The organism is Parapedobacter flavus (assembly GCF_035818675.1).
In the GTDB taxonomy this organism is placed as follows: Bacteria; Bacteroidota; Bacteroidia; order Sphingobacteriales; family Sphingobacteriaceae; genus Parapedobacter; species Parapedobacter flavus.
Genome location: NZ_JAYKZZ010000013.1, coordinates 161,087 through 178,614, shown reverse-complemented (window position 1 = coordinate 178,614; position 17,528 = coordinate 161,087). Strand labels below are relative to the sequence as shown.

The 17,528-nt window shown below is 47.3% G+C and carries 14 protein-coding genes and 1 tRNA gene; all 15 read right to left on the bottom strand.

The genetic code is table 11. The features are described 5' to 3' along the window. Positions 1–325 precede the first annotated feature (325 nt). The 15 genes from U9S71_RS11875 to U9S71_RS11805 all read right to left on the bottom strand — a co-directional run bounded on the left by U9S71_RS11875 (position 326) and on the right by U9S71_RS11805 (position 17,494). Positions 326–415: transfer RNA gene (locus tag U9S71_RS11875), tRNA-Ser, on the bottom strand. Between the two features lie 77 nt (positions 416–492). Beyond that, a complete protein-coding gene (locus U9S71_RS11870; protein WP_326327719.1) occupies positions 493–2,634 on the bottom strand; it encodes an HD family phosphohydrolase in 2,142 nt (713 codons plus the stop codon). Between the two features lie 1,030 nt (positions 2,635–3,664). Continuing rightward, positions 3,665–4,198, bottom strand: a complete 534-nt coding sequence (locus U9S71_RS11865) for a dihydrofolate reductase family protein (protein ID WP_326327718.1) — start codon at positions 4,196–4,198, stop codon at positions 3,665–3,667. 72 nt (positions 4,199–4,270) lie between these two features. After that, positions 4,271–5,005, bottom strand: coding sequence for a helix-turn-helix transcriptional regulator (locus tag U9S71_RS11860; RefSeq protein ID WP_326327717.1), 735 nt, complete (start codon positions 5,003–5,005; stop codon positions 4,271–4,273). A 348-nt stretch (positions 5,006–5,353) separates the two neighbouring features. Beyond that, entirely contained in the window at positions 5,354–5,725 is a 372-nt protein-coding gene (locus U9S71_RS11855; RefSeq protein WP_326327716.1) for a type II toxin-antitoxin system VapC family toxin, read from the bottom strand. A 14-nt stretch (positions 5,726–5,739) separates the two neighbouring features. After that, entirely contained in the window at positions 5,740–5,952 is a 213-nt protein-coding gene (gene vapB / locus U9S71_RS11850; RefSeq protein ID WP_262248215.1) for a type II toxin-antitoxin system VapB family antitoxin, read from the bottom strand. A gap of 258 nt (positions 5,953–6,210) precedes the next feature. After that, positions 6,211–6,690: a sugar O-acetyltransferase gene (locus U9S71_RS11845; protein WP_326327715.1), complete on the bottom strand. Its 480-nt coding sequence runs from the start codon at positions 6,688–6,690 to the stop codon at positions 6,211–6,213. Positions 6,691–7,370: 680 nt separating this feature from the next. After that, a complete protein-coding gene (locus tag U9S71_RS11840) occupies positions 7,371–8,621 on the bottom strand; it encodes a type II toxin-antitoxin system HipA family toxin (RefSeq protein ID WP_326327714.1) in 1,251 nt (416 codons plus the stop codon). A 4-nt stretch (positions 8,622–8,625) separates the two neighbouring features. Continuing rightward, the gene (locus tag U9S71_RS11835; RefSeq protein WP_326327713.1) at positions 8,626–8,916 is read right to left on the bottom strand and encodes a helix-turn-helix domain-containing protein; all 291 of its coding nucleotides are present in this window, start codon (positions 8,914–8,916) and stop codon (positions 8,626–8,628) included. A 1,149-nt stretch (positions 8,917–10,065) separates the two neighbouring features. Further along, positions 10,066–10,641, bottom strand: coding sequence for a TlpA family protein disulfide reductase (locus U9S71_RS11830; protein WP_326327712.1), 576 nt, complete (start codon positions 10,639–10,641; stop codon positions 10,066–10,068). Positions 10,642–10,657: 16 nt separating this feature from the next. After that, on the bottom strand, positions 10,658–11,230 hold the full coding sequence (locus U9S71_RS11825; protein ID WP_326327711.1) for a TlpA family protein disulfide reductase: 573 nt from the start codon (positions 11,228–11,230) through the stop codon (positions 10,658–10,660). Positions 11,231–11,265: 35 nt separating this feature from the next. Next, on the bottom strand, positions 11,266–12,375 hold the full coding sequence (locus tag U9S71_RS11820; RefSeq protein ID WP_326327710.1) for an efflux RND transporter periplasmic adaptor subunit: 1,110 nt from the start codon (positions 12,373–12,375) through the stop codon (positions 11,266–11,268). Positions 12,376–12,398: 23 nt separating this feature from the next. Then, the gene (locus tag U9S71_RS11815; RefSeq protein WP_326327709.1) at positions 12,399–15,569 is read right to left on the bottom strand and encodes an efflux RND transporter permease subunit; all 3,171 of its coding nucleotides are present in this window, start codon (positions 15,567–15,569) and stop codon (positions 12,399–12,401) included. 10 nt (positions 15,570–15,579) lie between these two features. Then, positions 15,580–16,962 carry a TolC family protein gene (locus U9S71_RS11810; protein ID WP_326327708.1) on the bottom strand — a complete coding sequence of 461 codons (1,383 nt, stop codon included), beginning with the start codon at positions 16,960–16,962 and terminating at the stop codon, positions 15,580–15,582. Between the two features lie 109 nt (positions 16,963–17,071). Next, positions 17,072–17,494 carry a hypothetical protein gene (locus U9S71_RS11805; RefSeq protein WP_326327707.1) on the bottom strand — a complete coding sequence of 141 codons (423 nt, stop codon included), beginning with the start codon at positions 17,492–17,494 and terminating at the stop codon, positions 17,072–17,074. Positions 17,495–17,528 lie beyond the last annotated feature (34 nt).

Sequence of the window (17,528 nt, the reverse complement as noted above, 5' to 3'; positions counted from 1 at the left end):
TTGTTTCGATGCTAATGCAATTGGCTAGATGAGGTTTGTGCTGGCGCTGAGCACGAGGCAGGTTGACCCTACGGTTGAACGAGGCTATCGAACCAGATTTTATTCTTTTAGGCTCGCCATATCTGCTCAAGCAAGCTTGGGATTGGCTGTGTCGCGCTATCCCCGCACTCAAGGGCCACAGCCATCCCGTGAGGGGGGAGGCTTCCCCCAAAATGAAACCATTCGCTACGCTCATTTATTTTGCCGTTTAAGGGAGGCTGCTCAAGCAAGCTTGGCAGCCTCCCTTAAACGGCAAAACCCGACTTTCGTCGGGTTTCATTTTGGGTGGCGGTGAGGGCGGGATTCGAACCCGCGGTACCGTTTCCAGTACGACAGTTTAGCAAACTGTTCCTTTCGGCCACTCAGGCACCTCACCGTTTTGCGCCTGCAAACGTACTACAAAAAAACGAATTTCGGAAACGTTGGCGGCCAAAAAAACATTTTCATGGTATGCTATTGGGGTGCGCCCCCGGCTTGCATATCTGATTTAGAAGCAGGGGTATTTTTTTTGCCTGTTTCGTAATCGATACGTACATGATAGATGCTTTTCAGCATCTCCTTGAAGATCTCACTGACGGTCGTTATATCCTTCAATGTAATGTTGCTGTTGATGAACTGCTTCTGGTTCATTTTGGACTCGATGATTTTATCGACCACGTCGTTGAGGCCCTGGGCGGTAGGCTCTTTTAAACTCCGTGATGCAGCCTCCACGGAGTCGGCCATCATCAGCACAGCGGTTTCCCGCGAAAAGGGGATAGGGCCCGGATAATGGAACATATCCTCGTCCACCAGCTTTTCGGGAAACGATTTGATGTACGATTGATAGAAATAATCTACCCGGGTGGTGCCGTGGTGGGTGCGGATGAAATCAATGATGACCTCAGGCAATTGGTGTTTTTTCGCCAGCTCGACTCCCTTAGCCACATGCGAGATGATGATTTGGGCGCTCTGCTCAAATGACAGGCTATCATGAGGGTTGGACCCTTTGGTCTGGTTCTCAATAAAATACTGGGGGTTAGACATTTTGCCAATGTCGTGGTAGAGCGCTCCAGCACGTACCAGCAACGTATTGCCGCCTATTTGGTAAATAGCTGCCTCCGCCAGGTTGGCCACCTGCATTGAGTGCTGGAAGGTGCCCGGCGCCTTGTACGAGAGTTCACGCAATAGCTTGGAGTTGCTGTTGGTCAGTTCCATCAGGGTCACATCCGAAATGATACCGAATACGCGCTCGAAAGCATAAATAAGTGGATACGCGAGCAGGGTGAGCAATACGCTGAAGATAAACGGCGTGAGGTCTGACCAATACAGGTTGCTGAACGACCCGTTGCGCATGAGCCCCATGCCGATATACCCTACTAGGTAAGTAGCGAGGATAATCGATGCTGATATGAGGAACTGCTCGCGCTTAATCAGTGTTTTGATACTGTATATCGCTACCATTCCGGTAGAAAATTGAAGGAAGATGAACTCGAAGCTGTTAGGTACAAAGAAGGCAGCCAACAGCACCATGAGCAGATGGATATTGAGGGCCAGTCGCGTATCGAATAGCACGCGCACAATAACCGGCACGATGCAATAGGGTATGTAGTATAAGCTCGGTAGCTTGATGGTTATTGCCCACGATAGCACGGCCAGCATGCCTGTAATAACAATGAGAATGAGGAAGATGAGACGATTGTTGTGATAAATGTCTTTGCGGAATAGGTACACAAACACGAATAAGAGGGACACCATGAGCGCCACTACTAGAAATTGGCCCAACAGTAACAAGGTACGGTTACCACCGATACGGGCCTCTTCTTCATAGGCTTTGCGCAGCGATTCTATTTTCTGAAATATTTCGTTGTTGACGTTGGTCCCATTAGCTACGATGAGTTCACCACGCTGCACCATGCCCCGGGTAGTTGAGATGGTCGCCAATGCATCTTCCTCCAACTTCGTCGTAAGCGATTCGTTAAATAGATAGTTTACATTGACATAATCACCGAGTACGTCGACCAACCACGCTTTTTGCTTAATGGCCGACCGGCCGTCTATGGTCTTTTTGATGTGTTCCAAGGCAGTTTCCGTGGTGAATACGCTGGCGGTATTCACCTGCTTGGCTACGTTGTCCGTAAGTAGCGTGAAATTGTAATTGGTGCGATCTCCCTGGAATTTGTTGTTGAGCGCGATGACGCCCCGTTTGTAGATTTCGGTTAGCAGCTGCGTTCCCATCCGTTCGTAAACGTCCTCGCTCTCGTCGAGCGAATCCAATCCGGCGACCTGCCATTTTTCTGGTAGGTCTGTTTCAAATCGGGAAAGCTCCTGCTCAACGATTTGCGTGTTGTGGTTATAGACCGGATATACCGATTTGAGCACATGCTCACGGTCCTTGTCGAGCTCTGCCTGCGTTTTTAATACCGCAAAGTTATAAGGCGATACCAAGTCCTCGTGCATCCACACCTTGCCCTTCTCGTATTCGTACCTAAATCGCGGTTGCTTAGGTAAGAGCATGGCAATCAGTATGATGCTGATCAAAATCATCCCATACTTAAGCAGGTAGGAATAACTTCCTTTGGTATCGGTCGACTTATATCTGATTTTTAACCTTGCCACATCCAGTGTATTTGATTGCTAAACATACAGGTCTATCAATAAGGTGTTATACACGGCAAAGGTAGTAAAACGGCACTAAAAGCCACCAACGCAGACCATATAGTTTTTTAATGATATGTTAAACTGGCAGTAATAATAAGTTATTGATCGGTCGGACATTTTCTTTTGAAGGTGTTAAAATGAGATACGACGTATTCATCCTTTTGATTACGGGCTTCCTTGCCCGGCGGTTTTTCCGCTGATTCCATCGGTTTTCACCTAAAGACGGGTTCGGGATATGCCGCAACGGGTTCTGGTCATACCGACGTGGGTTCATGTCGCACCGACATGGATCCATGTTGCGCCGACATGAGTTGATGTTGCACCGACATGGATTCATGTTACGCCGAAAGGGGTTCTGCCGGAAGCAAGCTGAAACCGGTTGCGTTCCACCCGATATCGGGTGCGTCCCACATTGACACATGGCTGTTCCAACCTAGCCCAAGATGACGCGACCTTAATCCATGTCGGTGTAACCTGAACCCAAGATGACCCGACCTCAACCCTTGTCGGTGCTACATGAACCCAAGATAAGCTCAACCCGACCCAAGACGACTCCACCCCAACCCTAGGCGACTTCACCTGAGCCCCTTCAGCGTGCAGCTGAACCCGAGTGCGTTCGGCATGAACCCCTGTCGGTTCCACATGGATCGTGGTCCGTTCCACACGGGTTCGGATTGCGTAGGGATGGAGCCGGGTTGCGTTGAACAGGGTTCAGGTCGGTGTTTCCGGAACCCGTTGCGGCATATCCTGAACCCCTTACAGCGCAGGTTACCCGAACATATCGCCCATTTGGAACATGGGCAGCGAACATTCCACACTTGGGCTTAACACGAGCCTTTTTGCCCCGTTACGCACTAAGATTGTCGCGTTTAACCTTCTAGGGCGATTTTTCTAGGGCGATTTTAGTATAAAAAAATTGTTATTGCTTAATTTGAAGTCATTTGTGTGATCATTTTCAAACAATAGGAAAAAAGTACCAGTTAACGGTTCACTGTTTTTTCTTGTAATGCAACTGGGTTAATCCCGTGTCAAATGTTTCCACCTGCGCCAATTCGAGTTGTTGTTCCGGTCGACCATCTTTAAATAGCCTTGTGCCTTCGCCCAACAAAACCGGTATGACCGAAATGATAAATTCGTCGATGAGGCCGTGTTTCAATAATTCATTGATTACTTCCGCGCCACCGTCACAATAAATGTTTTTTCCATCTTCAGATTTCAATCTTTTGACCAAATCAGGCAGACTTCCTGTGAAAAAGGTTGTCCTACCTATATTTGGTCTTTGGGTTCTTGTGATAACATATACATCCCTCTGCCCGTTGTCATAATGGGAAACGCCGACATTCTTGAGCACGTAATCGTAAGTCTTCCTACCAATAATCAACGTGTCGATGCTGCTCGTAAATTTGGCATAGCCATAATCTTCGCCTTCCCTTTGTACAAGGTTTAAGAAACTGAGGTCGTCGTTGGGTTTTGCGATATAACCGTCTAAGCTCATCGCAATGAAAAGTGATATTTTACGCATTTGTCTTAAATTTTAATACGCTACAAAATTAGTCGTAGACAAGTACTGGTACTTTGGAAAAATGCGACAAAATTAAATTTGTGAAGGAACCAACCCTGTGTTCCGCTTAATCTCATTGGTTAGGTGCGAATGGTCATAATAGCCACACTCAAAAGCAATATCCAATAAGCTCCGATTTTCATCTGAATTTCTAATTATGCTCAAAGCATTTTGAAAACGAATAATATTCGAATATTCTTTGGGTGATACCCCAATGTTTTTCTTAAAACTCCGTTCTAATTGTCTTACAGTTGTTAAATGTCGCTTCGACAGGTCGCAGACACTAATTTGTCCGTTTGCTGAATGTATGTCATTAATGACTGCCTGTAATTGGTTGGTTTTGTTTTTTATTCTGTCCGAAAAAAAATGGTTGAGATAATCGAACGGGTTGCGAAGGATTTTATCAACTTCAAATGAACTGGATTTTTCAAACTCAACAGTCTCATTAGTTAATACATGTTGGGAGACATAGTCATAAAAATTACTGAAGGTTGCCGGCCTAAAACATACACCTAATAAATATGTATCACTGTTAATAAAACTATCTTTGAATGAAGTCATTGCGCCAACTACATAAGTTTTTCCAAACTCCATGGTGACCGAACCGCTGTCTGTTAAACAATTATCTCCTAAATTCATTACTACACCTGCACAGCCATCAGGAAAAACCCGCTCCCATTGTTCGCCGAGTTCACTTCCCTTCAGTTCCCAATAGAAATTAATAAAAGGTTCTAATTCTTTGTAAGGTGTTGTTTTTATGTACTCCATTTGATTAGAATTTAATAGTTAGGTAGTGACCATTAACTAAATGGCCAACCCATTGAAATTCTATAACAAAGATAGAAATTTAAGAATAAGTGCCTTTTCGCTTCTTGTTTGAAATTTTCATCTCTGCAGTACTATGTTTCGTATAACTATTTGAAAATGAAAGATAAATGGTTGTGTTTTTGGGAAAGGGCTTATTGGGGAAGCCACTCTCAGTGGAGAGTGAGGGATTGGCTCGCCTCTTAAACAGAAAAACCCGGCTATTGCCGGGCTTCATTCTGAGTTGCGGGGTGTCAGGGACTCCAATCGAACACCTTGTTCAATTATTCCTAATCCAACGCTTCATAAGTTTTACCAAATCACATTAACGGGATATTCGGTGAAGTATTGATCTTTTGAGATAACTTGCAATTTGTTGGTAATAGCTTGGGCGATGATTAGGTGGTCAAATGGATCTTTGTGGAAAAAAGAGAGTGCTGTAACCTGTAAAACGTCTTCAAACCCAATAGGCAAAAGCTGAAAGCCGTTTTTCGTGATTTCATCAGCAATCTTGGAAAATGGTTGTTTGATGTCTAATTTGCCCAGGCTGATTTTTACCGCAATTTCCCATAGACTGGCTATACTGACGTAATTTGAGTCTGGATGTTTTTCGATGGCTTCCAATCCCTTCGAGGATAACGCTTCGTCTCCATTGATGAACCAGATAAATGCATGGGTATCCAATAAATTACCTGCTATTACATGTAATCTTTGAAATCTTCCAGCGGCTCATCAAAATCATCGTGCATCACAAACAAGCCTTTAGCACTGCCAAATTTGGGAACAGGTCTATCGACCTTCTTCTTTCCCTTCTTAGCCTTTTGTTCAAGGAACTCAATAAAATCCGCTACTTCGGCCTTCATTGCATCAGGCAAATGGTTCAATTTTTTATATAATAACAAGCTATCCATCGTATGATTGTGCTATGAATACAAATATAAGCTTTTTTAGCTTGCTGAAAAAGATTCTGTTAAGCATAACCACCGTCCTCACGGAAGGCACAAACTAATTTTTCTGAACGTGTTGTGTTCATTGGCCATCAAGAACTGACATCCCTGGTGGTTTAACACCGAAATGAAATCGTTAGCTTTACAACTGCAAATTTCCGCTAAGGCTGATAACCAACTGCCGGCAATTGGTAAGAATATAATGACTCTAGGTTGCTGCATTTATTTATCGCAGATAGAGCGGATTACCCGGGCGGGGTTTCCTCCTACAAGGGAATTTTGAGGCACGTCCTTTGTAACCACCGAACCGGCGGCAATGACCGAATTTTCGCCTATGGTTACACCACCAATAATCGTGGCTCCGGCTGCAATCCAGACATTCCGTTCGATGACGATGGGGTTTCCAATCGTAATGGAACGACGCTGAGAGGGATTAACGGGATGGCCGGTTGTCAGGATACTCACATTGGGTCCGATCATTACATCATCCTTGATGGTGAGGCCACCCAAGTCATACAACGTGCAATTCTGGTTGATGAATACATTCCGACCGACACTGATTTCTTTCCCACTGGCTGTATAAAAGGGAGGCAGCAGTAAAAAGCTGGCATCGACCTTTTTTCCGATAAGTTGGCTAAACAAGACACGGACTTCGTCAGCGTCATCGAATGTCAAACGGTTGATCTTCGCCGTAATTGCCATTGCTTGCCTGGTATCTGCCACCATAGCTGCGGATTCAGCTGTCTGATTGTAAATTACTTTAGTGCTACTGTTATTTTTATTCATTGAAGCAAAAATAGAATAATCACTGTAACCCTAAATGGTTAGCGTTAAAATATAACCGTTTGCTGATTGCTTCTCAAGTTGATAGGTTACCATTGACAAGGTAGGTACCCATTCCCTTTCAAAATTTCCTCTTCCGACTTCCTTAAAATTTACAATGGTTTTGATGTCTAAGATGATGAAGATAATTCGCAACCATCAGTACATTTGTTGCAAAATTTTCTTTGTCCTGATTGTGCCATATCGCTGCACATTGACTTGTAAGGCCTTCGTTAGCCATCCCGATGGGGGAGGCTTCACCAAAATGAAGCCATTCGCTACGCTCATGCCTTTTTCTGTTCAATTGGCTTCGCTCAAGCGCGCTTGGCTCGCCTCTTTAAACAGAAAAACCCGGCTATTGCCGGGCTTCATTTTGAGTGGCGGAGGGTGAGGGATTCGAACGATCCTCATAACCTCCTCATTTAATATCTTTTACAAGCTTCGATTTTGTGCGGTCTCACTATGGTCTCGCTGCACTGAAATCTATGCTTCCCTATTCCTAAACGTATAGCAAATATACGAAATGAACCGGTATAATCTTTAGGCTTATTGATTTAAACTTATATTTTAAATGCTCCGCTCATGAGTTCTTTCTCTGCTCTGGATATCCCGATGCTATCGGCAATTCGATCCCATTGGCTCACGCTTTCCAATACTTCCTGAATGATTCCGTCCATTTGCTTATGGTTCAATCTGAAGAACTCACCGACACTTATAGCGAGATCAAAATCTAATGAATTATTGTCCATATCAATATTGAGTGACAGACCATTTTTTTCTACTGAAGGATTTATGTCATAAGCCGGGGACAAAATCCAACCCTCATCTGCCAAAATAAAACCGTGATTCCGCAAGTGATCGTCCGTATTGGAAATTGCAATATTGAAAACCACCCTTCGCCATAACTGATGTAGGTTTTCTTCCACCGCTGTTCCATACGTCTGTATAAATTCGGCGATATCCAGGTAACTTGCCGGATTGTCGCGTATCGTATCTTCGCTATTACCCGTCATGGTCATCGCCGAAGCAAAATGAATGCGTTCCCTTTGTTCCCTATCAAAGCGTTTCGTGAAAAATGTATGGTGATTACCTGCTATCTTTTCTGTTTTGGAGGGCGCCATCTGTATCCCGGCTCCAATTGTTAATTGATACGCCAGGAATTCCCAGGCTCCTTTGTCAAGTGTGTCGTTCTTGGAGGGAAATTTAGCGATCCACAATTCGTTGTTTTCATCCAGAATATTGGCTTTGGGACGTGCACCACCCAATGAGGAACCCGGTGCCATTAAAATAGCCAGCCACTCTTTTAGTTCATCATTGCTGTCGTCATTTTCGAAACGATCAGCCGCATGTTGAAGCTCCCGAATGGAAGACCATGGCGGAGTAGGCGTTTCATTGTTATCATCTAAAAATGGGCCATTTATATCCGTTTTGAAGCGCAATGCTCCCATACGGCTCTCGTCGTAAACGCCCAGCAAATAGTCAATATCATACAAGATCGGTGCCTTTTCGTTTCGCTCCCCGGCCAGCTGGGCCGCTCTTCTTTTCATCAATGTTCGTCCCCAGTTGTCAGGCATGCTGTCCAAAAAAACACCGAAGTTTTCTTTGTCATTGGAATACTGCGCACCGGCGAAAAATTGGATATCAGGATCCAAGATTTGCAGGTGTTCCGATTTCAGCCATGTTTTATCATACTCGAAACTAAATGCCTTTTTTCCTTTGGCAAAGTGAGCAGAAAGCATGCCCATGAGTTTGGAATCCGGCATCCCTTTCCAATGCGCATACACATATATGTCAAACTTGTCCTTTGCCATTCTTTTACTTCAATAATTCCAAATCCTGCAATTTTCTTCCCAGCTCATCATCCGTCGCTAATTTCAACACATCCTCTTGCAAGCCCAGTACCCGGAGCACGTTAAAATACGCACCAAATGCCACTCCTGTATCCCCCTTTTCAATGAGGTATAATGTTGAGCGCGCGATGCCCGCACGCTCTGCAACTTGAATGGTCGTTAGTTTGCGACGTTTTCTTGCAAGTTTTATATTCTCGCCCATCTGCTCCAAGAGCTTACTATGTTTCGGTAAAACAACCTGTTTCTTTGTAGTCATTTCTAACTATTGTTTGTTATTACACACAAATGTATGTATTTTGATTGAAATAACAAACAAATTCATCGTTATGCAAATCGGTTTGGGCTAATTTTATTCAAAGAGAATGTAGGTCAATAGACTGTACTCGATCCAATTTTGGAGTATTTTTTAATCCTCAATGTGTTTTTCGTCAAGTAACCCTCTGAGTCTTTCGACAATTTCGGGGTTATCTATATGATTTACCAAGAACTTGCTCACAAGTTGATATAAAGCTGAGGTGGAATCTTCGGATTATCTTGGAACGCGGCAAATAAAAATACTCGCTATCGCGGGCATTCATTTGCTTTGCGGAAGGTGAGGGATTGGCTGCATCGCTCACACCCCGTACGCAAAAGGCTGCAGCCATCCTGGGAGGGGAGGCTTCAACCAAAATGAAGCCATTCGCTACGCTCATGCCTTTTTCTGTTCAATTGGCTTCGCTCAAGCGCGCTTGGGATTGACTTTAAGGGATTGGCTGCGCCGCACGGCCCCGCACGCAAAGGCCGCAGCCATCCCATTTGGGGGAGGCTACACCCAAAATGAAGCCATTCGCTCCGCTCATGCCTTTTTCTGTTCAATTGGCTTCGCTCAAGCGCGCTTGGGATTGACTTTAAGGGATTGGCTGCGCCGCACGGCCCCGCACGCAAAGGCCGCAGCCATCCCTTTTGGGGGAGGCTTCACCCAAAATGAAGCCATTCGCTGCGCTCATTTCTTTTTCTGTTTAACCGGCTTCGCTCAAGCGCGCTTGGCTCGCCTGTTTAAACAGAAAAACCCGGCTATTGCCGGGCTTCATTTTGGGTGGCGGGGTGTCAGGGACCCCAGTCGAACCCCTTGTTCAACTATTGATGCTTTTTGAAAGTCAAGTTTAGGTGTTTGATACGTTTGTTGGGTAGATCAACGTCCAAACGCATTGATCGAGTTCATAGAAGTTAGGGGCTGACATCTGTAAGAGCTCCGTGTTCGGGTTTTTGTCGCATACTAGGTAATCGATCTCCTTACTTTGCCGGACTTCAGGTGTCCCCCGGGTGCGATATATATCGGCATACGCCGTTTTATGGCCTTTCATATAGTTCATTGATTTGATAATCAAAACGCTTAACGCATTCATTATAGTGTCTTTCCACAGATTTATTCTTTTATCAGTTCTTCGACCTGTCTGATAAACTTATCCGTTGCGTAATTGGCAAAACCGGTATGATGGTACCTGATTTTTCCGTTTTTATCCAACACGACAGTGGTAGGCAATGCACCAGCGTAGATTTCTCTGGGTACTTGACCACTCGCCGTATATAGGGAAACCGAAAAATTTTCCGCATCCAAATAGGCGCGACCTTTGGCAAGGTCGCTGTCCTCGTTGATGGTCAGAAAGAATACATCGGGGTTGTCTTTGAGCCGGGAATAAAGCGTTTCAATCGAGGGGAACTCTGCCCGACAGGGTGGACACCACGAGGCCCAGAAATTGATAAAGACAACCTTGCCTCTTAAGGATGAGGTATGGTGGTTATTCCCTTGTTCATCAGCAAAGCCAAAATCATGAGCCGACGTGGTTGCCGTGCTGTTGCCATCCATACTCGCGTTGAAAAGCCCGGTTGCCATGAGCTGCCGGAGCACAAAAGACTTTGTATCTGGGCTGACGAACATCACCCCGACAAAAATGACCAGCAAAATGGTGAAACCATTTTTCCGGATGTACTGCCAAATCATAACTTCTTTCTAGCTGTTAATTACTACCTACCAATTCGTTGATCGCGCTGACTAGCTGGGGGTCTGAATAATCCCGGCCACCCTCCATACGGCCCACCATCTCGCCGCGTTTGTCGAGAATCACCGTCGTGGGGATAGCGCCCCCTAAATAGTCGGATGGGATGTCGCTGACTGGAACATACACCGGCAGGTCATAGTTGTTTTCCTGCATAAAAGCGGACGATTTTTCTATTTTATTATCGACATCCACCATCAGGAATACAATGTCGTCATTTTCGTTGAACGATTGTTTCAATTCATTAATGGACGGCATTTCGTGAATACAGGGCGGGCACCACGTCGCCCAGAAGTTAATGAATATCACCTTGCCTTTCAATGCACTTATCGATACGGTTTTTCCGTCTTCGCCTTTAAAGGAAATATCCGATGCCGGGGGTGTTTCCACCACCGCAACATCTTCTGCCGTGATCGTGTCGCCCTTGACCTTGTTGACGTTGTTCTTCACAGTATTTCCACAGGCCGCCAAGGAAAGGGCGGTGATGATGATCATCCCCGAACGGACGATTGAGTTTATGCTCGTTGTTTTCATTTTGAGATCTTTTAGTGCTTTCATTGATGGTTATACTATTTATTTATTTTGCCTTCTTTGATTTCCTCGGAGGGTTTGATAATGATATTATCCGCCGGAGAAAGATTTCCGAACACCTCGGTCAGCGTATCCAAACGGATGCCTTCGTTGACCGGGATCCGCTTGATTTCGTTGTCGTTCAACGTTAACACGTAGGTGCCCGACTGCGTGTGCAATACGCTCTTATTTGCTACCCAAGTTGATGGGCGTTTGCGTTTCAGTTTCAGCTTGACCTGCGCATAATCGCCTCCCTGCAATTCGCCTGACGGGTTGCTCACGTCAAACTCCAAGGTAAGGGAACGGTCTTGCTGATCGAGCAAACCCGATGAGCGAGAAAGCGTAGCATCAAATGTCTTACCGGGCTGCGAGCTTACGGTAAACGTAGCGGGCATGCCCTCATATACGGATGACGCGTGCTTTTCGGGCAGGGAGAGGGTAAGCCGGAGCTTGTCGCTCTGCACCATCATAAATAACGGCGTAGGGCTTCCTGTTCCCGCCAATGCCCCCACAGATACATTTCTTTGGGCAACCACCCCTTCGAACGGTGCAGTAATGCGTAAATACTGGGTTAGCTGCGACGAGTGTGCAGTGCCCGCTTTGGAGGCTTCGTACGCAGATTGGGCACTTTCCATGGCACTTTTTGCCCGTTCGAGTTCAATATCCGCGACTGCTCCGGTGGTTTTGGAGGCATCGAGCAGGCGTTCAAACGCCTGTTTGGCGTACAGATAATCACTGTGTACCTTTTGCTCGTTGGACTTATCGGATAGGTACCGCTGCTCCATCTCGGGGGCCTCGAGTACTGCCAAAAGCTGTCCTTCGCGGACGTAATCGCCCCTATCCACATAAAGCTGCTTGACGAAACCGGTAACCTTTGCATATACCGAGACCTGTTCATAAGGTTTCAGTTCCGCCGGGACAGCGATTTCGTATTTGGGATGAAGTGACTGTACGGGTACCGTCGGATAGCTGACCGTTTGCGTTTCCGCTTTTTGTTCCTGTATTTTCTCTTCGCCTTGCGGTGAACAAGAAGCAAGGCCGAATAGGAGCGCGGCCATCATCCCATTTGCTATCGTTTTTTTATTAGCTAAAATGCTGTGATACATCATTTTTGTTTTTATATGTTAATCGTTTACTTTTTGGATGGTTCGAGGTAAAACCTACTTCGGTTATCGTCAGGATCCAATGACGGACTGATTACGGAAGCCTTAGACATGACCGAAGAGAAAAAGTGCGGCACTAGTAGTAAAATAGTAACCGTGGAAGCGACCAAGCCACCGATGACAGCACGGCCGAGCGGCGCTACCTGTTCTCCGCCATCACCCAAGCCCATTGCCATCGGTAACATTCCGGCAAACATGGCGGCAGCGGTCATCAATACCGGTCTCATTCGCGATGAGGCCGCTAATCTTGCCGCATTGGTGGGTTTCAGCACCAGTTGCCGGCGGTAATATTCGGCCTGATTGACCAACAACACGGCATTGGAAACCGATACGCCCAACGACATGATAATGCCCATATAAGACTGCAGGTTGAGTGTACTGCCGGTAAGGAAAAGCAAAATAAGGCTGCCCGCAATCACGGCCGGCAATACCGACAGGATAACCAACGGCACTTTAAACGATTGGTAATACGCGGACAGCATCAGGAATATAACAATAATCGCTATGCCCAGACCCGCTAACAGACTGCTCAATGTGTCGTCGAGGAGCTGCAGGGTTCCCGCTGTCCAGACCGTAGTACCTCTTGGTGGGTCTCCGGCATCGGCAACTGCCCGCCCCACAGCCTGGGAGGCGGTTCCCAAATCCGCTCCATAGACATTGGCAACCACTGTCACATAGCGATTGGGGCCTTTGCGATTTACTTGTGCGGGGGCTGTTGTTCTGCGGATCGTGGCGACATCCTCCAGAACCGGACGGAGGCTTCCCGCTTTCAACGGGAGCGAACGCAGCCTTTCTTCGGATTGCATGATCCGTTCGGGTATCTGTACTTGTACCTGAAACACCAGCCCGGACACCGGGTCGACCCACAGGTTCTTGTCAGTATAGCGCGTGGAAGACTTCGCCGTTACCAGACTTCGGGTGATGTCCTGCATCGTCAGGCCGAACTGTCCGGCCAAGTCCCGGTTCACTTCGATTTCGAGCGTTGGATAGTCCATCGATTCGGCAATGCGAACATCCCGCAGATAGGGAATCTCCTTCAGCTTCTTTTCAATCTTGGCGGCGTGCGCATAAGCACCTTTGACCTGCCGGGCACTCACTTTGACCTCTATCGGTGTCATCGCCCCTTGCCCCATGATTTTTTCGGTCAGTTCCATCGCCTCAAAGTTAAAGGCGACCTCCGGGTGGTTCGCGTTGATCCTTTCCCGGATGACCTCTTTGAAATCTTCTATCGAGCCGGTGTAGACGTCCTGATTGACCGACACCTGCAGGACGGCTTCATGGGGAGCACTGCTGAATAGAAATATCGGGTTGATGGGTGAAGCTGCCGGGTGCATCCCGACAAAAGCGGACGTGATGTTCAGGCCGTTTTCGGGCAGTGCGGAACGGATATCTTGGGTAATGTCCCTGACGATCTGTTCGGTCTTTTCAATTCGGCTCCCCTGCGGTGCCTGTAAGCGGATCTGAAAATCACCGTTGTTGGAAACCGGCATCACATCCGTACCGACCACGTTTAGCAAAATGGCGGCAATCCCCCCGGCGACAACGACGTACCCCACAAAAAGTGCCCCTGATTTCTTACCCCACTTGCGCATCCGGTACGAATAGTTTATCCGGAATTTTTCAAAGAAGGCACGTTTCCGTGCTGTTTTCATTCCTGCATTATGCTTATTTTTCATCATCCAGTTGGCCAAAATCGGCACAAAGGTCTGTGAGGCCAAGAACGAGGCAATCATCGCAAAGGCGACGGCCAGCGACAAGGGCATAAACATATCTTTCGGAATGCCGGTCATGATAAACGCGGGAGTCAGCACCGCAAGGATACAAAGCAGGATCAGCAGTTTCGGGATGGAGATTTCGTAGAGCGCATCGATGATGGCCCTCGCTTTGGATTTACCCATCTCCATATGCTGGTGTATGTTCTCAATTGTGACCGTGGCCTCATCGACGAGGATACCGATGGAAAGCGCCAGCCCGCTTAGGGTCATGATATTGATGGTTTGGCCCAGGAGGTGCAGTACCGAAACTGCGGACAGGATTGCAATGGGAATGGTAAACACCACAATGATTGCGCCCCGGGTATCGCCCAAAAATAAAAGGATGACCAAACCGGTAAAGACGGCCCCTAGTACACCTTCCAAGACGAGGTTGGACAAGGCACGTTCGATGTAGGAAGACTGGTCAAATTCATAGCTGATCTCGACGTCTTCGGGCAATTGGTTTTTAAGCTTTGGAATGGACGCTTTCAGGTTTTCCACCGCTTCCAGCGTAGAGGCATCGGCTTTCTTGATGATGGGCAGATAGACCGATCGTTTCCCGTTGACCAATGCGTAGCCCACCGTTTGGTCGGCACCATCTTCGACACGGGCGACATCGCCGACGTACACCGTGCGGTTATCGTTGGCTTTTATGGGTGTTTTCAAGAGTTCTTCCGGCCCTTTGGCAATGGAGTTGATGGGCGCCATCAGGTTTTTATCGCCTATGCGGATATTTCCTGCCGGAGACGGAAGACTGTTTTTGGTGATGGCTACCGTGATTTCTTCCGGGCTTAGTCCATTGGCCTGCATGGCTTCCGGATCGATATTGACCACAATGGAACGGATATTCCCTCCGAAAGGCGCAGGAGCAGTAATACCGGGCACTTCCGTAAACATGGGCCGTATCCGGGTGATGGCCAGCGTTTGCAGCTCATTGACGGATCGCTGGTCGCTTTCAAAGACCAATTGACCTACGGGCAGCGAGCTCCCGTCAAAACGCACCACCATGGGAGGAACGGCTCCGGGTGGCAGGAAACCCATCGCTCTGGAAACGGATGTCGACACTTCGCCGGCCACCTGCGCCATATCGGTCCCCGGATAGAAGGTCAACTTCATCAACGTCAACCCTTGTACGCTTTTGAAGTCAATGTCTTTTACACCGCTAACGAACAAGAGCACTTTCTGGAATTCGTTGGCCATAAACCCATCCATATAGGCCGGTGACAGTCCGCCGTACGGCATCGCGATGTATATCGCCGGCAGCTCGACTTCGGGAAAGATGTCGACGTTTATTTTTCTTATGGTGTTATAGGAAAAGAACCCGATGGCCAATACGGCAACCATAATGGCAATGGGTTTCCTTAACGCAAATCTGATAATGTTCATGTACGATTCATTAAAGGTTGCTGAATAAAAATCCGAAATCCGCTGTCAGTTCCGCCTCGTAGGCAAGCAATGCCCAGTATTCGCGGGAAGCTTCGATATGGGCATTCTCCGCCTGTTCGAGCAAGGTGCGTATCTGCAACAGTTCGCTCAGCGTAATCAAGCCGCTTTTGTATCTTGCGAGATACATGTCGTAAGCGTCCTGCGATTGCTGTACGGCAAGCCTCGTTTTCTGAAGCTGCTCGGATTGTTCTGTGATTTTTGCCTGGGATGCGGATAAATCCGCACGCATGGCCTGTTCATACTGTGAACGCCGGAACTGTGCGCTTTCCGCTTCTTTAAAAAGTTGCCCACTTTTCATGCGGTTGGTGTGCAGGCTCGTCAGATTCCACGTGAAGCCGATACCGGCCAAAAAATTATGGGTCGTATTGCGGAAACCGTCCCGCCAAGCGCCCGACACCCTGCCGTTGGGCCCGATTCCCGTACCGCGGTAGGCATAACCGCCCAACAGATTCAACGAAGGCAGCGACGCTTTTTTTTGGGCCTCACCGCTCAGTGTGTAATAGTCGGATTGCTTATCCAATGCGTCGAGAATAGGGTGTCGGGGATGGATGCGATTTAACTCGTTGAAGGCCTGTGGAGCGGGATGGCCGAAGCGGATGGCCGATGCGATGTAATCGACCGTATCATCGCCATACAATTCCAATACTTTGAAGTAAGCGGCCTGCCTAAAACCGGTCCACTTATCGCGTTCACCCATGGCCTGTACGTAGGACGACGACGCGAGCAAGCTGTCTGCCGCAGGTATCAAGCCCGAAGCGGACAAGCCCGAAGTGATCTGGCGGATATCGTCTAAGCGTTCGGCGTTCCGCTCCGTCCAGTGCAGCTTGGCATCGTTGTATAGTAGCGCGATATACCGTTCAGACAAGGTCTTTTTAAGCCCGAGTAAATAGGCGTCTTTTTCACTGACGGATCGATGATACAACGCATCCGCGGCCTCGTTCTGCTTGCGGCGTCTACCGAATGAAAACAGCTCCCATTGAACAATAGCGGAACCAAAGGTGTTGGCTGCCGTAGTGCTGCCATCCAATGGTACGGCCGAACCACTTACGTTGAAAAACCCTGCCTGCGGAAAAAAGGCGCCAGCACTTCCCTCATAGGTGCCGTAAGTGCTTTGCGCTTGGGCGTTTACCTGTGGGAGCATATGGCTTTTAACTGCCCGTTGGTTAAACCTCGCGGCATCGATCGCCGATGTTTTGACGCCAACGCCTGGATAGTTTTCCTCCACCTTAGACCACAGGCTGCCTAACGTGTGTTCCTTTTGCTGCGCATACAATGGAAAAGCAACAGCGATGGCTAGCCACCATACGGCGGCCGCTATAATATGTTTGATCATATTACTTCACAAATTTTGACAGGTCGCAACGGCGACCGAAGATTAATTTAAAGGGAAAACAATGGAAGTCCTGCCATTGAGCCAATCAGGTCAATAGCGAAGAAGGACATTAGCAGGAATGATGGATGATGAGTTTCCGATACTCCAAAAAGATGGGAATTGAGCTTCGGATTTTGCCACTGCCACTATAAAAGGGGTGTTTCTTTTCTTTGCTTACGGCATGAAAGCCGACGATAAATAGAAATGCCGCCGTGAAGATAACGACCGGCAATAGGTCATTTGCATGGTGCGAACTTTGTTGTTGAACGATTGTCTTATCTGACCCATCGAGCAGAACACATGTTTCCGCGGAATTCATGGAAAAATTACGTGCGCCCTTGGGTATACCTTGTTCGGAGTTTACAGGCAAACCGGCCAACGTTTTGATGCTTGCTTTGACAACACAGGAAGAAAGCAACACCAAAAGCGTGACCGCAAGTACAAAAATGCCTCGCTTGCCATTTTCCAAGATATGTGGTATAGCCTTGTTCATCAATTTACAAAAGTACCATTATTTGCATAACTGG

Bases quoted from the DNA above. Each gene is read 5' to 3' on its own strand.
- U9S71_RS11810 (WP_326327708.1), bottom strand. From the start codon at position 16,962: ATGATCAAACATATTATAGCGGCCGCCGTATGGTGGCTAGCCATCGCT.
- U9S71_RS11860 (WP_326327717.1), bottom strand. From the start codon at position 5,005: ATGGAGTACATAAAAACAACACCTTACAAAGAATTAGAACCTTTTATT.
- U9S71_RS11805 (WP_326327707.1), bottom strand. From the start codon at position 17,494: ATGAACAAGGCTATACCACATATCTTGGAAAATGGCAAGCGAGGCATT.
- U9S71_RS11840 (WP_326327714.1), bottom strand. From the start codon at position 8,621: ATGGCAAAGGACAAGTTTGACATATATGTGTATGCGCATTGGAAAGGG.
- U9S71_RS11820 (WP_326327710.1), bottom strand. From the start codon at position 12,375: ATGATGTATCACAGCATTTTAGCTAATAAAAAAACGATAGCAAATGGG.
- U9S71_RS11815 (WP_326327709.1), bottom strand. From the start codon at position 15,569: ATGAACATTATCAGATTTGCGTTAAGGAAACCCATTGCCATTATGGTT.
- U9S71_RS11845 (WP_326327715.1), bottom strand. From the start codon at position 6,690: ATGGCAATTACGGCGAAGATCAACCGTTTGACATTCGATGACGCTGAC.
- U9S71_RS11830 (WP_326327712.1), bottom strand. From the start codon at position 10,641: ATGATTTGGCAGTACATCCGGAAAAATGGTTTCACCATTTTGCTGGTC.
- U9S71_RS11835 (WP_326327713.1), bottom strand. From the start codon at position 8,916: ATGACTACAAAGAAACAGGTTGTTTTACCGAAACATAGTAAGCTCTTG.
- U9S71_RS11865 (WP_326327718.1), bottom strand. From the start codon at position 4,198: ATGCGTAAAATATCACTTTTCATTGCGATGAGCTTAGACGGTTATATC.
- U9S71_RS11825 (WP_326327711.1), bottom strand. From the start codon at position 11,230: ATGAAAACAACGAGCATAAACTCAATCGTCCGTTCGGGGATGATCATC.
- vapB (WP_262248215.1), bottom strand. From the start codon at position 5,952: ATGGATAGCTTGTTATTATATAAAAAATTGAACCATTTGCCTGATGCA.